Genomic DNA, 18,539 nt, shown 5'->3' with positions numbered 1-18,539 from the left:
CTAAGGATATAACGGAAACCTACACACGATTGTTGAAACTTTGTTTAGTTTTGAGAGGCCTACTTCTCTATTTGAGGATGTTATGGGCCTATAGCTCAGCTGGTTTAGAGCGCACGCCTGATAAGCGTGAGGTCGATGGTTCAAGTCCATTTAGGCCCATCCTTTTTATATTTTTTATGGGGCCTTAGCTCAGCTGGGAGAGCGCCTGCTTTGCACGCAGGAGGTCATCGGTTCGATCCCGTTAGGCTCCATTGACAAGATAATTGTCAAATTTGTTCTTTGAAAACTAGATAATATTTTTCTAAAATAATTAACAAACCGAGAACACCGCGTTTTAAAGAGTTTAAAACAAGAAAAATCTTGAACGCTAAACTCATAACCGCTTTACCGTAGGTAAAGATAGGTTAAGTTATTAAGGGCGCATGGTGAATGCCTTGGCACTAGGAGCCGATGAAGGACGGGACTAACTCCGATATGCTCCGGGGAGCTGTAAGTAAGCTATGATCCGGAGATTTCCGAATGGGGAAACCCAATAGTTTTTATCGACTATTACTACTGGTTGAATACATAGACCAGTTAGAGGAAGACGCAGGGAACTGAAACATCTAAGTACCTGCAGGAAGAGAAAGAAAAATCGATTCCCTAAGTAGCGGCGAGCGAACGGGGAACAGCCCAAACCAAGAAGCTTGCTTTTTGGGGTTGTAGGACTGAATATTTGAGTTACCAAAGAATGTTATAATCGAATGATTTGGGAAGATCAGCGAAAAAAGGTGAAAGCCCTGTAGATGAAATGACATTCTCTCAATTCAGTATCCTGAGTACGGCGGAACACGTGAAATTCCGTCGGAATCCGGGAGGACCATCTCCCAAGGCTAAATACTCCCTAGTGACCGATAGTGAACCAGTACCGTGAGGGAAAGGTGAAAAGCACCCCGGAAGGGGAGTGAAATAGTTCCTGAAACCATGTGCCTACAAGTAGTTAGAGCCCGTTAATGGGTGATAGCGTGCCTTTTGTAGAATGAACCGGCGAGTTACGTTTGCATGCAAGGTTAAGTCGGAAATGACGGAGCCGTAGCGAAAGCGAGTCTGAATAGGGCGTATCAGTATGTAGACGTAGACCCGAAACCAAGTGACCTACCCATGTCCAGGTTGAAGGTGCGGTAAAACGCACTGGAGGACCGAACTCATGTATGTTGAAAAATGCTGAGATGAGGTGTGGGTAGCGGAGAAATTCCAAACGAACTTGGAGATAGCTGGTTCTCTCCGAAATAGCTTTAGGGCTAGCCTCGGAAAGAAAGGATCGTGGAGGTAGAGCACTGTTTGGACTAGGGGCCCATCTAGGGTTACTGAATTCAGATAAACTCCGAATGCCATCGATCTATATCCGGGAGTCAGACTGCGAGTGATAAGATCCGTAGTCGAAAGGGAAACAGCCCAGACCACCAATTAAGGTCCCTAAATATATGTTAAGTGGAAAAGGATGTGGAGTTGCATAGACAACTAGGATGTTGGCTCAGAAGCAGCCACCATTTAAAGAGTGCGTAATAGCTCACTAGTCGAGTGACCCTGCGCCGAAAATGTACCGGGGCTAAACATATTACCGAAATTGTGGATGCAACCGTAAGGTTGCGTGGTAGGAGAGCGTTCTAAGGGCGAAGAAGCTAGACCGGAAGGACTGGTGGAGCGCTTAGAAGTGAGAATGCCGGTATGAGTAGCGAAAGACAGGTGAGAATCCTGTCCACCGAATGACTAAGGTTTCCTGGGGAAGGCTCGTCCTCCCAGGGTTAGTCGGGACCTAAGCTGAGGCCGAGAGGCGTAGGCGATGGATAACAGGTAGAGATTCCTGTACTAGTTATTATTGTTTGAACGATGGAGGGACGCAGGAGGCTAAGTATGCACACTGATGGATATGTGTGTCCAAGCAACGAGTTTGTAAGTGAGTCAAATGCTTACTTATAAGGACGAGTTGTGATGGGAAGCGAAATTACAGTAGCGAAGATATTGATGTCACACTGCCGAGAAAAGCTTCTAGTTAGATAATAACTACCCGTACCGCAAACCGACACAGGTAGTCGAGGAGAGAATCCTAAGGTGAGCGAGAGAACTCTCGTTAAGGAACTCGGCAAAATGACCCCGTAACTTCGGGAGAAGGGGTGCTGAACGCAAGTTCAGCCGCAGTGAATAGGCCCAAACGACTGTTTATCAAAAACACAGGTTTCTGCAAAATCGTAAGATGACGTATAGGGGCTGACGCCTGCCCGGTGCTGGAAGGTTAAGAGGATGGGTTAGCTTCGGCGAAGCTCAGAATTGAAGCCCCAGTAAACGGCGGCCGTAACTATAACGGTCCTAAGGTAGCGAAATTCCTTGTCGGGTAAGTTCCGACCCGCACGAAAGGCGTAACGATTTGGGCACTGTCTCAACGAGAGACTCGGTGAAATTATATTACCCGTGAAGATGCGGGTTACCCGCGACAGGACGGAAAGACCCCATGGAGCTTTACTGTAGCTTGATATTGGGTGTTTGTACAACTTGTACAGGATAGGTAGGAGCCATAGAAATCGGGACGCTAGTCTCGATGGAGGCATTGGTGGGATACTACCCTCGTTGTATGAACACTCTAACCCTCACCAATAAACGTGGTGGGAGACAGTGTCAGGTGGGCAGTTTGACTGGGGCGGTCGCCTCCTAAAAGGTAACGGAGGCGCCCAAAGGTTCCCTCAGAATGGTTGGAAATCATTCGCAGAGTGTAAAGGCACAAGGGAGCTTGACTGCGAGACCTACAAGTCGAGCAGGGACGAAAGTCGGGCTTAGTGATCCGGTGGTTCCGCATGGAAGGGCCATCGCTCAACGGATAAAAGCTACCCTGGGGATAACAGGCTTATCTCCCCCAAGAGTCCACATCGACGGGGAGGTTTGGCACCTCGATGTCGGCTCATCGCATCCTGGGGCTGTAGTCGGTCCCAAGGGTTGGGCTGTTCGCCCATTAAAGCGGTACGCGAGCTGGGTTCAGAACGTCGTGAGACAGTTCGGTCCCTATCCGTCGCGGGCGTAGGAAATTTGAGAGGATCTGTCCTTAGTACGAGAGGACCGGGATGGACACACCGCTGGTGTACCAGTTGTTCCGCCAGGAGCATCGCTGGGTAGCTATGTGTGGATGAGATAAACGCTGAAAGCATCTAAGTGCGAAACTCACCTCGAGATAAGATTTCCCATTCCTTCGGGAAGTAAGACCCCTGAGAGAAGATCAGGTAGATAGGTTGGAAGTGGAAGTACAGTGATGTATGGAGCGGACCAAAACTAATCGGTCGAGGACTTAACCAAAGAAAGAAATGCGGACGGTAGTTGATTAAGGAAGAGAAATATTAGCTAGTTTTGAGAGAACAAAGTTTTCTCAAGCAAAAGAGTGCGGTGATGATGGCAAGAAGGATACACCTGTTCCCATGTCGAACACAGAAGTTAAGCTTCTTAGCGCCGATAGTAGTTGGGGGATCGCCCCCTGCGAGGATAGGTCGTTGCCGTGCTTTAATTATTCCGGCATAGCTCAGTTGGTAGAGCACCTGACTGTTAATCAGGTTGTCGACGGTTCGAGCCCGCCTGCCGGAGTTTGTTGTTTATGCTGGAGAGTTGTCCGAGTTGGCCGAAGGAGCATGATTGGAAATCATGTAAACGGGTTATGACCTGTTTCAAGGGTTCGAATCCCTTACTCTCCGTAGCAGAATGACCCGTTGGTCAAGTGGTTAAGACACCGCCCTTTCACGGCGGTAACATGGGTTCAAATCCCGTACGGGTCATATTGGAGGATTAGCTCAGTTGGGAGAGCGGCTGCCTTACAAGCAGAGGGTCACAGGTTCGAGCCCTGTATCCTCCATAATATTACGGTCCTATAGTGTAGGGGTCTATCACGCCTGCCTGTCACGCAGGAGATCGTCGGTTCAAATCCGTCTAGGACCGTTTTATATTTATATTTTGATGGCTCGGTAGCTCAGTTGGTAGAGCAATGGATTGAAGCTCCATGTGTCGGCAGTTCGATTCTGTCCCGCGCCACCATGGAAGGGTAGCGAAGTCTGGCTAAACGCGGCGGACTGTAAATCCGCTCCTTCGGGTTCGGTGGTTCGAATCCACTCCCTTCCATTTTTAATAATAGGGGTATAGTTTAAAGGTAGAACTACGGTCTCCAAAACCGTCAGTGTGGGTTCAATTCCTACTACCCCTGCCATTGATGGCGATAGTGGCGAAGTGGTTAACGCACCGGATTGTGGCTCCGGCACGCGTGGGTTCGATTCCCACCTATCGCCTTTAAGATTGGGTTATAGCCAAGCGGTAAGGCAAGGGACTTTGACTCCCTCATGCGCTGGTTCGAATCCAGCTAACCCAGTTTTGGATTTGTACTATATCTGGCGGTATAGCCAAGTGGTAAGGCAGAGGTCTGCAAAACCTTCATCACCGGTTCAAATCCGGTTACCGCCTTTAGTTGCTTTTAGGCGCTAACAGTAGTATAGTTTTATAAGTATTGTAGTAGTATGCCGGTGTGGCGGAATTGGCAGACGCGCTGGACTCAAAATCCAGTGCCCGTTGAGGGCGTATCGGTTCGACCCCGATCACCGGTATTTATGGTAACAGTTGGAAACAAAAATAAGGAAGTCTTAAACCGTATGGTTGAGGCTTCTTTTTTTAATGAAAACAATTAATGGCTCTTTGTCAACCGCTGTTGATGGGAAATTTTTAAAAGAAAATCAATTCATTTTCGAATTGGTTTTCTTTTTTTTATTCGAATCGTAAATTCAATTCTAATCCGGGTGTAAAAATGTGACCAGTTTCTATAGCCGTATGCCGTGCGTTTAATTTGTTTGATTTTGCGATTAACACCTTCTAGTGGGCCATTTGAATAGTTGCTTGCCATCATGTTTTTAATTAATGGTAGATATTTGCGATAGGTCTTTATTGTAGTTTCAAGCTGTGGGCTGACTTTGTCAGCTCGATTTAGTGTTTTAATGAACTTTAAATAATCACGCTTTCTTAAGGCATCAACTAGGGAATGCGCAACGAAGTAAGTGTGTTGGTAGGTTGAATCTAACTCAAGACCTTGCCAGACTAATTGTTCTTGGGTGAACCAGTTCTTTAAATGCGCAAACCATTGTGGTTTACGTTGATTTAAGCCAGAATAAGTTTTTAAAAATAAACGCCAGTGATGTTTGAGAACTCGATATTCTCGTGAATTTTGAGTGAATCGATGCATTAACTGTACGCGTGTCTGGTTCAGTGCTTGGAGTCCCATTTGAACTAGATGAAAGTTATCGGCGATAACTTTTGCTTCTGGAAAAATTATGTGAATTACGGATTGATACTGTGCATTGAAATCAATAACTACTTGTTTAACTTTCCTACGTTCAGCTAAGGAATAGTTACTTTCAAAGTGATTTTGGATACTTCGATTAAGGCGATTAGGTAAAACAGAAACTAGCCGATGTGTATCACCATCAATGGCAATAAAACTCATCTGATGACCAGTGGAGCGAAATTCATCAAAACACAACGTAGTTGGTAAGGTAAGCAAGGCGGTCTTAGTCTGAATCGCTAATGAATCAAGTACTCGATTAACTGCCACTGGTGAAACATTTAATTCCTCTGCAATATCAGTAATACTACGATCTTTAGTAAGCTGTAGAATAATCATCTGTTTGGTATCTTCTGAGATTTGACAGTGTGGTTTAACTAGCGACGTTTCAGCACTAAAAGTATGTTGCCCTCTTTTGCACAGATAACGTTGTTTAAGCAGTTTTAAGATAACTGGTCGTTCTTTGATAGGTGGCATCCTGACGTTGATCAAATTAGTTCCAAAACGGACTACTTGGGATTGGCCACAAAGTGGACAGCGCTTTATCGAATAAGTTAATTTGGCATGAATGACTTGTTTCTTGGGATCAGAATTGTCAATACTGATACATTTAATATTTGGGTCTTGGATTTGAAGTATATTTTCGATAGAATAGTCTTGGGACATGTTTTCTCACTTGCCTTTACTTTTACTTTGGTTGGTATGTGGTGGTGCATTTGGGAACTTGTCCTTTTATTGTACATGAAAATTGGGTGTTGATGGAAGTTCATCAACACCCAATATTTTAGAGCCCAATTAATCATGAAGTTGTTGTAATCCTGTTGCAATCATCTTGTCTGATTTAGTCTTAAATTCATCGATAAAGAAAAATAGGTGTGTTAAATTGATATTCTTTATTCACTGGTAGATCAGCATAAAAGTTAATAACTTTAAAAGTAAGTAAATGGGCAAATTTGGTAGGAATATAGTTAAGTGTGAATAAAAGAAAGTAAAAAGTCTAAGACACTTAAATTGTGTTCCATGAGAATGTTAGATTTATTACATCATAAAGCAAAGAAGATAAAAAATTAAATACTAAAGGATTGTTTTTAATTAATAAATAACAGGTTATCTTTAAAAAGAAAATAAAAATCTAGAATAAAACTAGATATAAACAGTTTTATTTTTTTTATAGACATCCAATCGTATGTGATGTTATAATTTGTGACATCAAATAGGGGGGATACTTTATGAATGCAGCTAATACTACATTTTTGATTATTTCATGTGTGCTAGTTTTTTTTATGACACCTGGGTTAGCTTTTTTCTATGGTGGATTGGTTTCCAAAAAAAATGTTGTTAATACAATGTTTTCAGTTTTTGTAATTTGTGGAGTTGCTGTTTTACTTTATGCCGCGGTTGGCTACGAACTCTCATTCAATGGAGATGTAGGTGGCATAATCGGAACCGTTAAACATTTCTTCTTAGATGGATTAAACTTGGCTCAATTACAGTCAAAAGAACTTGGAATTAATGTAGGAACATTTTTATTATTTCAGATGATGTTTGCTATTATTACACCCGCACTTTTTGTTGGGGCAATAGTTGGTAGAATGAGGTTTAATTTCTTACTTGTGTTTATTATTTTGTGGTCACTCTTCATTTACTACCCAATGGTACATATGGTATGGAGTGGTAGTGGTTTGCTTGCTTCATATGGTGTTTTGGATTTTGCTGGTGGAACAGTTGTTCATATTAATGCAGGTGTGACAGCCTTAGTACTTTCGGTATTCCTTGGTAAGAGAATTGATTTTGGAAAAAATAAACAAACACATTATAATTTACCATGGGTATTGTTGGGTACAACGATTCTTTGGATTGGATGGTACGGGTTTAATGCTGGTTCAGCTCTAGGAATGACAGAAATTGCTGTACAGGCATTCTTGACAACAACTGTTGCAACAGCAGCTGCATTAGTTACATGGATGGTTTTGGATATGATTGTTGTTGGAAAACCAACACTGGAAGGTGCATGTACTGGAACAATTTGTGGACTTGTTGGGATTACTCCAGCTACAGGTTTTGTAACAGGAGCAGGGGCATTTTGGATTGGAGCTTTAAGTGCAATTGTCAGTTACCTATTCATAACATATGTTAAACCCAAATTGAAGTATGATGATCCGTTAGATGCTTTTGGTTGCCATGGTGTTTCAGGGATTGTAGGTTCAATCTTAACGGGTGCATTTGCAAGCAAAGTTGCTAACAGTTCCATCAGTAATGGTTTGTTTTATGGTGGGGGTTTTAAACAATTATTGATTCAAATCGGAGGTACATTATTTACAATCATTTTTGTCACAATTGTTGCAAGTATCCTTATAGTTATCTTGAAACTTTTCATGAAGATTCGTGTTGAAGAAAGTGATGAGATAACGGGTCTTGACCAATCTGAACATGGTGAAATTGCTGATTATACAGTCTCAACAACTAGTTCAGATGTCCAAAAATACGGTCAAGAATTTCAAGGTCAATTAGCTCACTTAAATAATCCTCAAGATTGAATTTGAACTGTAGTATAAAAGAAAAAGAGTTAATATATTACGACAATTAATCTCTAAGTTAGGCAGAGATTAAAAAGCGGATATTAACTCTTTTTTAGTTTGAAAAGCAAAAATTTATAATCATTTTAGTTTGATGTAATTTGACACTTTATCCACACCATAGTTTTTAATCTGATACAGTAAAATATCAGCACAAGCCCGACTATCATCTAGTGCATTATGATGATGGTTGAGCGTGATATCAAGATTTGAACAAATTGTATTAAGTTTGTAGTTTTCTAAGCTAAAAAGGTTGCGGCTTGTTGCAAGTGTATCGAGTACTAAATAGTTGGGAACAGGTAAGTTATACAGTTGAAGTGTATGACTTAGGACGCTACAGTCGAAAGTTGCATTATGAGCAATAATTAATTTATCTTTTGTAAAAAAGTTTGATATATGAGGCCATAGTTCTGCAAAATTCGGGGCTCCAAGGATATCTTTTTCAGCTATACCATGTATTTGGGTATTACGCCAATGAAAAGCTGCTTGAGGATCAATTAAAGAATAGAGTTCATCAACTACTTGATTATTTTTAACTACAGTGAGTGCGATTGAACATGCACTATTTCTTTTAGCATTAGCTGTTTCAAAATCAAATGCAACAAAATTCATGGAAGAATCCTCCTAACTTGTATATTTGTGAGTAATACAACAATTTTATTCCTAATTTTAGCAGAAAGAAGAATAATATTAAAGGCATGCAGAACTTTTTGAAGTTATTAATATTTAATGAAATAAGTGATTTATTTATACAAATACTCACAAAATTTTATAAAATATAATAGTGTGATTTTGGGCATGTGGTATTCGGTAAAAAAGTGCTAAACTTAGATGAGATGTTAATGAATGTGGGGATATTTGAAATGAAGCAGATACAAGAATTATTTGTAGAAAAATTTACGGAAGAAAAAATAAAAATCGAAAAATCGCTATCAGCATATACTAATACGAAAACTGGTGGTCCAGCAGAGATTCTTGCTTTTCCAACAGAGTCTGAAGATATTCGTGGAATGATTGCTATTGCGAATGAATATCAATTGCAAATAACCGTTATAGGAAATGCAAGTAATCTGATTGTAAGAGAGAAAGGTATCAGAGGTTTAGTAATAATCTTAACAAAAATGAACAATGTAAAAATTATAGATAATACCGTTGTTGCAGAGGCTGGTTCGGCATTGATAGGAGTTACAGAACGTGCATATGAGGCTGGTTTGACAGGAATGGAATTTGCTGCTGGAATTCCTGGTAGTGTCGGAGGCGCTGTTTTTATGAATGCTGGTGCATATGGTGGAGAAATAAAGCAGGTAGTTAGTGAAGTTGAGGTTTTAACACCTGAAGGAAAAACAAAAACATATACGAATGAGCAAATGCTTTTTTCGTACAGACATAGTAGAATTCAAGATGAGAAAGATATTGTTTTAAGTGCAATTTTTAAATTACAAAGTGGGGAGAAAAAAGAAATTAGAGAGAAAATGGATAACTTTAATTTCTTAAGAGGCGCTAAGCAGCCACTAGAATATCCTTCTTGTGGTAGTGTTTTTAAAAGGCCAGAGGGACATTTTACAGGTAAATTAATTCACGACGCAGGGCTGCAAGGATTTATGATTGGCGGAGCGCAGATTTCGCTTAAACATGCAGGCTTTATTGTTAATCGAGGAAATGCTACGGCAGCTGATTACATTGCTGTGATAGATCATATTAAAAAAGTTATTAAGCAGAAATTCGCTGTTGAATTAGAAACAGAGGTTAGAATTATCGGAGAAAAATAATTTTTTAGGAGTTTTGCAAAAACAAGGCAGACTCCTTTTTTTTTAATCAATTTTTTGTAATAATAATAGAGTGGAGGTGTTAGCTGAATGTCGATTGTCGAAACCGTCATTGGACTTGTCTTATTAGTCTTATTATCAAATTTGATAAATCACTATTTTAAATATATCCCAGTAAGTTTAATTCAAATCATTCTGGGAACAATGGTTGCACTATTCTTTAACTTAAAAATTGATTTGGAGTCAAGTTGGTTTTTATTACTTTTCATTGCACCGTTGCTATACAATGATGGGCGAAAGTTTCCGAAAGAGGAACTCTGGAAGTTAAAGGGAGCAATATTCAATAATGCGATTATTTTGGTATTTATTACAATGATTCTTGGAGGATACCTGATTCATTTGATAATACCGGCCTTACCTCTTCCGGTGGGCATTGCCCTGGCAGCAATTTTGGCCCCAACAGACCCAGTTGCTGTACACTCAATATCAAAACAAGTTAAATTACCAGATAGTATACTTCATTTGGTTAGTGGAGAAAGTTTGATAAATGATGCAAGTGGACTGATTGGATTCAAGTATGCAGTAGTCGTTGCTGTTACTGGTTACTTTTCACTTAAATCAGCATTGATAGATCTTTTTTATTTTGGAATTGTTGGTTTTATATCTGGTTTTGTATTGATAACAATTGTTGTATTAATCATTGAATGGTTAATTGTTAAGGGTTTCAACGATGTTGTTTTTAATACGGTTCTTCAATTATGTGTTCCGTTTATTATTTATTTACTTACTGAAGAATCATTTCATGCATCTGGTGTGATAGCGGTAGTGGTTGCTGGTGTTGTTTTTGCGTCTAAACGTAATTCATTTATTAGAATTCAACCTGAGATTAATATTGTTAGCGAAAGAATGTGGGATTTGATTGTTTATCTTTTGAATGGAATTATGTTCACGATTTTAGGGGTAGAACTACCTGTTGCAATGCGTGGAACCATTGAAAATGAAGACATAAATACTTTTTCTGCAATTCTTTTTGTTTTTATAATGTGGGGAATATTGTTATTGATTAGAATGATATGGACATATTGTTATCAGCTTTTTACAGGTGACGCTAAGTCTAAGTCAATAAAAGAAAGGCTAAAAGTTGCACTGCTATCAGGGATATCCGGTGTTCGTGGCGCAATAACAATGGCCGGAGCATTAACTATTCCGACACAAATTGCTTCGGGTGAGCCCTTTCCAGAGAGATCTTTAGTATTGTTTATTGCTGCTGGAGTAATTATTTTAAGTATGGTGGTCGCGATAATTGTATTACCATTTATTTCTGGTGACGTTGCTTTGCAAACTCGAGGGGGACTAGGAGATTTAGATGCTAGTAATGTTTTAGATACTCCTGATGATGATGACGATGACGAGCAACTTGAAATCAGCAGCAATAAAGCAAAATTATATATCCTAAAAACGGCTGTTCGAAGTCTTGAGGAACAGCGGCGAATGGGAAATGAATTAGCTGTCTACCATCTAATCTTGGAATATCAATTTATGATAAAAAGACTTGAAGTTGATGAATATGCTGATAATCTAAATAAGGCAGCGACGTCAGATGAAATTAAATTGCATAAGGTTGCATTAAGAGGTGAGCTTAGTGAATTAGATAGGCTCCATCAGACAAATCAAATTCAGGATAAGGTGTATCATAAATTCAAAAAGTCTTTAAAGAATCAGTTAAGGCGAGCTAGCTATAAAGCAAAAATCCAGCAAGAATGGCCATTCCCAACTATTATGGAATCTGTGAGAAAGTTGTGGCGTTCATTATCACTGTGGATTGGAATTAAACAGGATGAAAAGTATGGTGTTGAAGTTAGACTAGTTGAACGTTCAATGGCAAAAGCAGCAATTAAGGCACTTTCAGAATATATTAAGAATCCGGAAGTCAATGAGAAAAAAATAAATAGAGAGGTTATTTATCATATGATAATTACCTATAGAAGCATTATTGAGAAACAAAAAAGCAAAGAAGAAATTTCAGGAAAAGATTATCAAGAACAAATTAGACGTCTTAGGTTTAAGTCAATTGCAGCACAAAGATCTGCACTGCAATATTTAGTTGAGCAAGGTTATATTAATCATCAAGCTGCGAACAGTTTACGACAATATATTAATCATGAAGAGAGTCTAAATTTAAGAGCATCAATTTTACCAGGCTAGGTTTGAAAAAATACGAGAATGTGACATAGAAGAGTTTTGACTTATGAGTCACGTTTATCTATAACAAATAGAGGAGTTGCATCAAAATTTAATTTTTGATACAGCTCCTTATTTTTAGAAATCATTGTTCTTTTTGTTTATTATTTTGAGCGAGCAATTCTTGGTTATTTGATAGTGAACTACGTGTAATATCAAAAGAAAAATAAAAAATTAATTGAATGATTGTCATAAAACCTATAAAAACAAGCATGCGCGGATTCCACATTTGGATAAGTTCTGAAACTACTTCTTTGGGATCAATAAAGAGATATGCTGTATGTAACCTCAAAAATCTACCAATATAGATTCCTACAGAAGAAAAAATTATCAAAGTTGAAACTAAAAATATTTTATTGGTTTTAGACCATAACTTAAATTTAATTAAGATGGTATCTGCAACGTGTTCGAGACTCCAAAATCCCATCAATGAGCATCCAAGAGCACTTGTGACCAAGTTAGTAAATTTTAGCCAAAGATGTAAATTAAATTCCATCAAGCCAGTTGAACTGTTATAAGGATTAAGCATTGCTAGATGAAAAAGATCAGTAATTACGTACGGTGCGTTTGGGTAGAACAGAAACCATAAAACGGTTAGAACTACTAGCACAGGTGTTTTTTTTTGAGAATTGATGTGCATTGCAATTTCAATAGGAATATACCCTAAGAAAGTATTTAACAAAAGAAAGCTATATATCCTGTTATGTGATGCTACAGTTATATAGATATATAGCAAAAAAATGTAAAAAGAAAGCCGGACTATCCATTTATTTGTTGTTGACATAAAATCACCTAATTTCCATTATTGTCATTTTACATAATTATTAATGAAAATTGAAGAACAATGAAACAACTTTTCTATTTTTTAACTATTTGGTTGTTCCACAGCAGAAGGAATATCTGTGCTATAATTAATTTAAATTTCTTAGGAGGTAAAATAATGAACATTGCTTGGGGCAGCCTTTTCTCGTGGCAAAACTTAGCTAACATAATAGATATTTTAGTAGTATGGTATGTAATATACAAATTAATGATGCTACTTAGGGGAACTAAAGCCGTCCAACTATTTAAAGGTGTAATTATAATAGTATTAATTAAACTTATAAGTTGGTTTTTTGACTTACAGATGGTATCTTGGGTAACTGATCAGATAATCAATTGGGGTTTCATTGCGATTATAATTATTTTCCAGCCGGAAATCAGGCGAGGACTTGAACATCTTGGACGTGGATCTGTTTTTTTTCATAATAGAAAACAAAATGAAAATGAACGTAATATGATTAAGGCACTTGATTCAGCAATTCAATATATGTCTAAGCGTCGAATAGGGGCTTTAATTACAATTCAAAAAAATACAGGTCTAGAGGATTATGTAGAAACTGGTATCAGGTTAGATGCGGATATTACAGGGGCACTCCTAATTAATATTTTCATACCAAATACGCCACTGCATGATGGAGCAGTTATAATTAAGGAAAATAAGATTGCTGTAGCAGCCGCATACTTACCTCTATCAGAAAGTAATCTGATTCCTAAGGCTCTTGGAACGAGGCACAGGGCTGCAGTTGGTATTAGTGAAGTTACAGATGCACTAACAATTGTTGTTTCAGAAGAGACCGGTGGAGTAACTATTACAAAAAATAATGAGCTATTAAGAGACTTAACTAGGGATGACTATCTGAAGCTATTAAATAAGGAATTAATTGTTGAGGAAAAGGATAAAAAAGAGAACAAGCTTCTGTCAACTTTCGTTAGCATTTTTGAAGGGAGGAAGAAAAAATGAATTTCAATAAATTTATTGATTCTCCCCTCTTTTATAGAATCATTGCGCTTGCATTTGCGGTTTTACTGTTTGCATATACGAATGAAGATAATTTAAGTAGTACAAGAAATAATACTGATTCAACTATGTTGGCAAATGCTTCAACCACTATGCGGGTAGCATTACAATTAGAAGTAAATAGTAATAAATATTTTGTAACAGGATATCCAGAAAAAGTTAAGGTCAAAGTTTCTGGATCAAAAGCAATGGTAACAACGATTTCAAATACACGTAATTTTAAAATATATGCGGATTTAACGGACTTAAAACCGGGGACACATGAGGTGACCTTGAAGCAATCAGGGTTGAGTAGCGATTTGGATTATACAATTAATCCAGCAAAAGTTAAGATTACAATCAGTAATAGAAAGACTAAATCTTTCCCTGTACAATTCAACTATGATAAACAAAGAGTTGGTAACAATTATAAAGTAGGAACACCAACTGCTGATCCAGATGTGGTTAGCGCAACAGGAGCTTCTTCTGAGATTAGCAAGATAGCAGAAATCGTCGCGGCGGTTGAAATTCCTAAAGGAACAAAATCTACGTTTAGTCGTTCAGTATTGTTGCAAGCACTCGATGATAAGGGTAAAATTCTCAACGTGGTCATTTCGCCACAAACAGTTGACGTGAAAATCCCAGTTTATAGTGAAACTACAACAAAAAAAGTCCCAGTTCAGTTAGTAACAACCGGAGATGGTGATTCTGATAAAAGTTATACATTAAGTAGTTCGACTGAAACAGTGACGTTGTCGGGGACGAAGAGTGATCTATCAGGAATATCGTCTTACAAGATTTCCGTTCCAATTGATGGCATCTCTAGTACAACAACTAAAAGTGTTAATCTTGCATCTCCTAGTAATGGTGTGACTATTGTTCAACCTAAGAGTGCAAAAGTAAAAATAACGGTCGGAGATTCTTCTAGCTCTAGCAATGAATCTACCGTATCTTCACAGAGTTCAAGTAGTAGTAGTTCCAATAGTGGAACATCAAGTTCGTCGGCTAAATCAAGTCAGAGCGAATCAGAAAGCGGAAGCCAAACTTCTTCACAAAGTTCTTCAAGCAGTGAAGATGAATAATTAAAATTTAGTAGTGAAATGAGGATTAACTAAAAATGAAATATTTTGGAACAGATGGTGTCAGAGGTATTGCAAATAAAGAACTTAGTCCTGAACTTGCATTTAAGTTAGGCCGCTGTGGTGGCTTTGTATTAACAAAACATGCAAGTGATGCTAAGCCTCCTAAGGTTTTAGTTGCACGTGATACAAGAGTTTCGGGTCAAATGTTAGAGCAGGCCTTAATTGCTGGCTTACTTTCGGTTGGCATTGAAGTCTTTTCACTAGGTGTAATCACAACGCCAGGGGTTGCGTATCTAGTTCGGGTACAAGATGCGGATGCGGGTATCATGATTTCTGCATCTCATAATCCTGTTGAAGATAATGGAATTAAGTTCTTTGGCGGTGATGGATACAAACTGTCTGATGAAAAAGAAGAAGAAATCGAAGAATTGCTTGAATCAGGAGTTGATAATCTACCAAGACCTTCTGCAAATGGACTTGGTACGTTAAGTGACTATCATGAAGGTGTCCTGAAATATACACAATTTTTAGAGCAAACTATTCCAGATAATCTAGAAGACCTGCATATAGCAGTTGATGGAGCAAATGGTGCCACAAGTGGTTTGGTTTCACGCTTATTTGCTGATTTAGGTGTTGAATTTGAAACTATGGCAACTGAGCCTGATGGTTTGAACATTAACAAGGCTGTTGGTTCTACTCATCCAGAAGCTTTATCAAAATTTGTTGTTGAAAAAGAAGCACAGTTGGGTGTAGCTTTTGATGGTGATGGTGATAGATGTATCGCCGTTGATGAACTTGGAAATATTGTTGATGGCGACAAGATTATGTATATTTGTGGTAAATATCTAAGTGAACGAGGCAGGCTAAAGAAAGATACAATTGTTACTACTGTAATGAGCAATATTGGTTTATATAAAGCAATGGAAAATCATGAGTTACATTCAGTAAAAACACAAGTAGGTGACCGCTATGTTGTTGAGGAAATGAGAAAAGATGGTTACAATTTGGGCGGCGAACAGTCTGGGCATGTAGTTTTTCTTGATTTTAATACCACGGGTGATGGGATGCTTACGGCATTACAGTTACTTAATGTGGTTCAAAAAACGGGTAAGAAATTATCTGAACTTGCTGGTGAAGTTACAACCTATCCACAAGAATTAATTAATGTAAAAGTAACTGATAAAAAAGCAGCTTTGGAAAATGAGGCAATCAAAGAAATAATTAAACAAGTTGAAATTAAAATGGGATCTGAGGGTCGAGTCTTAGTTAGACCTAGTGGAACAGAAAACCTTCTTAGAGTTATGGCGGAAGCCAAAACAAAAGAAGAAGTACACGAATATGTTATGCAAATAGTAGATGTGGTAAAAAAAGAGATGGGTGTGTAAATTCCAAAGATTACATGCGTTGTTTTGAGTATAAAAGAGCAAAAGCTTTATCGTGATGTACATTCATGAAAAAAAGAGGCTCTTTGTCAACCGCTGTTGATGGGAAATTTTTAAAAGAAAATCAATTCATTTTCGAATTGGTTTTCTTTTTTTTATTCGAATCGTAAATTCAATTCTAATCCGGGTGTAAAAATGTGACCAGTTTCTATAGCCGTATGCCGTGCGTTTAATTTGTTTGATTTTGCGATTAACACCTTCTAGTGGGCCATTTGAATAGTTGCTTGCCATCATGTTTTTAATTAATGGTAGATATTTGCGATAGGTCTTTATTGTAGTTTCAAGCTGTGGGCTGACTTTGTCAGCTCGATTTAGTGTTTTAATGAACTTTAAATAATCACGCTTTCTTAAGGCATCAACTAGGGAATGCGCAACGAAGTAAGTGTGTTGGTAGGTTGAATCTAACTCAAGACCTTGCCAGACTAATTGTTCTTGGGTGAACCAGTTCTTTAAATGCGCAAACCATTGTGGTTTACGTTGATTTAAGCCAGAATAAGTTTTTAAAAATAAACGCCAGTGATGTTTGAGAACTCGATATTCTCGTGAATTTTGAGTGAATCGATGCATTAACTGTACGCGTGTCTGGTTCAGTGCTTGGAGTCCCATTTGAACTAGATGAAAGTTATCGGCGATAACTTTTGCTTCTGGAAAAATTATGTGAATTACGGATTGATACTGTGCATTGAAATCAATAACTACTTGTTTAACTTTCCTACGTTCAGCTAAGGAATAGTTACTTTCAAAGTGATTTTGGATACTTCGATTAAGGCGATTAGGTAAAACAGAAACTAGCCGATGTGTATCACCATCAATGGCAATAAAACTCATCTGATGACCAGTGGAGCGAAATTCATCAAAACACAACGTAGTTGGTAAGGTAAGCAAGGCGGTCTTAGTCTGAATCGCTAATGAATCAAGTACTCGATTAACTGCCACTGGTGAAACATTTAATTCCTCTGCAATATCAGTAATACTACGATCTTTAGTAAGCTGTAGAATAATCATCTGTTTGGTATCTTCTGAGATTTGACAGTGTGGTTTAACTAGCGACGTTTCAGCACTAAAAGTATGTTGCCCTCTTTTGCACAGATAACGTTGTTTAAGCAGTTTTAAGATAACTGGTCGTTCTTTGATAGGTGGCATCCTGACGTTGATCAAATTAGTTCCAAAACGGACTACTTGGGATTGGCCACAAAGTGGACAGCGCTTTATCGAATAAGTTAATTTGGCATGAATGACTTGTTTCTTGGGATCAGAATTGTCAATACTGATACATTTAATATTTGGGTCTTGGATTTGAAGTATATTTTCGATAGAATAGTCTTGGGACATGTTTTCTCACTTGCCTTTACTTTTACTTTGGTTGGTATGTGGTGGTGCATTTGGGAACTTGTCCTTTTATTGTACATGAAAATTGGGTGTTGATGGAAGTTCATCAACACCCAATATTTTAGAGCCAAAAAAGAGAGATGGTTCAAAAGTTAAACTTTGACCTCTCTCTTTTTTTCGCGGATAAATTTGTTTGACGCCTTAAAATGTTACATCTAATACCAAATTGTTCATAGCAGAATAAAAATAACCATTATTAATTTGTGTGATTCTCAAATTATAACGATTATTTGACATTTTCTTGCTCTGTATAATAAAGTGCAGTAAGGGATTATTTTTTGATAGCTACTAATTAAGAAAAAAACGGACGCCTAGATTAATCAATCTAAAAATTAGATAAAATAGAAAAGAAACAAAAATGTAAAAAAGAGCTATTAGAAGAAATGGAACAAACCAATATTTGGTTTGGATTAACATAAATCCAACATTAAAGATTTGAAGAGTATCATTGTAATGACCAAGTAGTGAAATAATAACTTTAAGCATACACAAGATGGCACCTAAAAAAAAACTTAGTTTTAATTGTTTCGAATTTACCAAACTAGAATCCTCCCTGAGGCTGAAGTAAAACCATAACTATAGTATAAGACAAAATAAAAATAATAAAAATCAAAAAGTATTGACAGCGCTTACTGAAACCGGTATTATATGGGTGTAAGGTAATTACTATTTTACCTTCTAATCAATTCTCTTTCTCTCTTATGCCAGAAGGGGCTAGGCCAAAGATATATATCTTGGTTTGGCTCCTTCTTTGTTTTTGTATTTCTAAAGATATTACATTAGTAAAATAGTCACGTCTTCGTATCTACTAAAATACATATCAGTTTTATATGTGGCACCTACCATATGGTAAGACAAAAAAATTAATTTTCTTAAAGACAGTCAGGTC

The 18,539-nt window shown here is 37.8% G+C and carries 10 protein-coding genes, 14 tRNA genes and 2 rRNA genes; 22 read left to right on the top strand and 4 right to left on the bottom strand.

Going from position 1 to position 18,539, the window contains the following annotated elements:
- Positions 1-84 precede the first annotated feature (84 nt).
- The 16 genes from G6O70_RS10845 to G6O70_RS10770 all read left to right on the top strand — a co-directional run bounded on the left by G6O70_RS10845 (position 85) and on the right by G6O70_RS10770 (position 4,607).
- Positions 85-159: transfer RNA gene (locus tag G6O70_RS10845), tRNA-Ile, on the top strand.
- A gap of 19 nt (positions 160-178) precedes the next feature.
- Positions 179-251: transfer RNA gene (locus tag G6O70_RS10840), tRNA-Ala, on the top strand.
- Positions 252-402: 151 nt separating this feature from the next.
- A 23S ribosomal RNA gene (locus tag G6O70_RS10835) occupies positions 403-3,321 on the top strand.
- Between the two features lie 83 nt (positions 3,322-3,404).
- A 5S ribosomal RNA gene (gene rrf, locus G6O70_RS10830) occupies positions 3,405-3,521 on the top strand.
- Positions 3,522-3,530: 9 nt separating this feature from the next.
- Positions 3,531-3,603 (top strand) — tRNA-Asn (locus G6O70_RS10825).
- 15 nt (positions 3,604-3,618) lie between these two features.
- Positions 3,619-3,710: transfer RNA gene (locus tag G6O70_RS10820), tRNA-Ser, on the top strand.
- Positions 3,711-3,719: 9 nt separating this feature from the next.
- Positions 3,720-3,791: transfer RNA gene (locus G6O70_RS10815), tRNA-Glu, on the top strand.
- Positions 3,792-3,795: 4 nt separating this feature from the next.
- Positions 3,796-3,868 (top strand) — tRNA-Val (locus G6O70_RS10810).
- 9 nt (positions 3,869-3,877) lie between these two features.
- Positions 3,878-3,951, top strand: a tRNA-Asp gene (locus G6O70_RS10805).
- 20 nt (positions 3,952-3,971) lie between these two features.
- Positions 3,972-4,047 (top strand) — tRNA-Phe (locus tag G6O70_RS10800).
- Between the two features lies 1 nt (position 4,048).
- Positions 4,049-4,131: transfer RNA gene (locus G6O70_RS10795), tRNA-Tyr, on the top strand.
- Positions 4,132-4,142: 11 nt separating this feature from the next.
- Positions 4,143-4,216, top strand: a tRNA-Trp gene (locus G6O70_RS10790).
- 6 nt (positions 4,217-4,222) lie between these two features.
- Positions 4,223-4,295 (top strand) — tRNA-His (locus G6O70_RS10785).
- 8 nt (positions 4,296-4,303) lie between these two features.
- A tRNA-Gln gene (locus G6O70_RS10780) sits at positions 4,304-4,375 on the top strand.
- Between the two features lie 21 nt (positions 4,376-4,396).
- Positions 4,397-4,467, top strand: a tRNA-Cys gene (locus tag G6O70_RS10775).
- A gap of 55 nt (positions 4,468-4,522) precedes the next feature.
- A tRNA-Leu gene (locus G6O70_RS10770) sits at positions 4,523-4,607 on the top strand.
- A 131-nt stretch (positions 4,608-4,738) separates the two neighbouring features.
- On the opposite strand, the gene G6O70_RS10765 is transcribed toward G6O70_RS10770, so the two are convergent.
- Positions 4,739-6,001 carry an ISL3 family transposase gene (locus G6O70_RS10765; protein ID WP_219934280.1) on the bottom strand — a complete coding sequence of 421 codons (1,263 nt, stop codon included), beginning with the start codon at positions 5,999-6,001 and terminating at the stop codon, positions 4,739-4,741.
- Between the two features lie 563 nt (positions 6,002-6,564).
- Here G6O70_RS10765 and G6O70_RS10760 point away from each other — a divergent pair.
- Positions 6,565-7,872, top strand: a complete 1,308-nt coding sequence (locus tag G6O70_RS10760; RefSeq protein WP_057870344.1) for an ammonium transporter — start codon at positions 6,565-6,567, stop codon at positions 7,870-7,872.
- A 120-nt stretch (positions 7,873-7,992) separates the two neighbouring features.
- Here G6O70_RS10760 and G6O70_RS10755 read toward each other — a convergent pair whose 3' ends face one another.
- A complete protein-coding gene (locus G6O70_RS10755) occupies positions 7,993-8,523 on the bottom strand; it encodes a 3'-5' exonuclease (RefSeq protein WP_057870343.1) in 531 nt (176 codons plus the stop codon).
- A 251-nt stretch (positions 8,524-8,774) separates the two neighbouring features.
- Here G6O70_RS10755 and murB point away from each other — a divergent pair, with 251 nt between their 5' ends.
- On the top strand, positions 8,775-9,680 hold the full coding sequence (gene murB / locus G6O70_RS10750) for a UDP-N-acetylmuramate dehydrogenase (RefSeq protein WP_057870342.1): 906 nt from the start codon (positions 8,775-8,777) through the stop codon (positions 9,678-9,680).
- A gap of 87 nt (positions 9,681-9,767) precedes the next feature.
- Positions 9,768-11,882, top strand: a complete 2,115-nt coding sequence (locus G6O70_RS10745; protein WP_057870341.1) for a cation:proton antiporter — start codon at positions 9,768-9,770, stop codon at positions 11,880-11,882.
- 121 nt (positions 11,883-12,003) lie between these two features.
- Here the strand turns inward: G6O70_RS10745 and G6O70_RS10740 are convergent, their stop codons facing one another.
- Complete coding sequence (locus G6O70_RS10740) at positions 12,004-12,702, bottom strand: DUF1361 domain-containing protein (protein ID WP_057870340.1); 699 nt, start codon at positions 12,700-12,702, stop codon at positions 12,004-12,006.
- Positions 12,703-12,858: 156 nt separating this feature from the next.
- On the opposite strand from G6O70_RS10740, the gene cdaA reads away from it, so the two are divergent.
- The 3 genes from cdaA to glmM are packed head-to-tail and all read left to right on the top strand — an operon-like array spanning position 12,859 to position 16,204.
- Positions 12,859-13,701 carry a diadenylate cyclase CdaA gene (cdaA, locus tag G6O70_RS10735; RefSeq protein ID WP_057870339.1) on the top strand — a complete coding sequence of 281 codons (843 nt, stop codon included), beginning with the start codon at positions 12,859-12,861 and terminating at the stop codon, positions 13,699-13,701.
- Positions 13,698-14,819, top strand: a complete 1,122-nt coding sequence (locus G6O70_RS10730; RefSeq protein ID WP_057870338.1) for a CdaR family protein — start codon at positions 13,698-13,700, stop codon at positions 14,817-14,819. The genes cdaA and G6O70_RS10730 overlap by 4 nt, the downstream gene beginning before the upstream one ends.
- A 35-nt stretch (positions 14,820-14,854) precedes the next feature.
- Complete coding sequence (gene glmM, locus G6O70_RS10725; RefSeq protein WP_057870337.1) at positions 14,855-16,204, top strand: phosphoglucosamine mutase; 1,350 nt, start codon at positions 14,855-14,857, stop codon at positions 16,202-16,204.
- 126 nt (positions 16,205-16,330) lie between these two features.
- Here the strand turns inward: glmM and G6O70_RS10720 are convergent, their stop codons facing one another.
- On the bottom strand, positions 16,331-17,593 hold the full coding sequence (locus G6O70_RS10720) for an ISL3 family transposase (RefSeq protein WP_219934280.1): 1,263 nt from the start codon (positions 17,591-17,593) through the stop codon (positions 16,331-16,333).
- Positions 17,594-18,539: the final 946 nt, after the last annotated feature.

This window comes from Liquorilactobacillus hordei DSM 19519 (genome assembly GCF_019443985.1).
In the GTDB taxonomy this organism is placed as follows: domain Bacteria; phylum Bacillota; class Bacilli; order Lactobacillales; family Lactobacillaceae; genus Liquorilactobacillus; species Liquorilactobacillus hordei.
The sequence above is the reverse complement of the archived record's forward strand: the minus strand, read 5'-3'. Positions and strand labels throughout refer to the sequence as shown.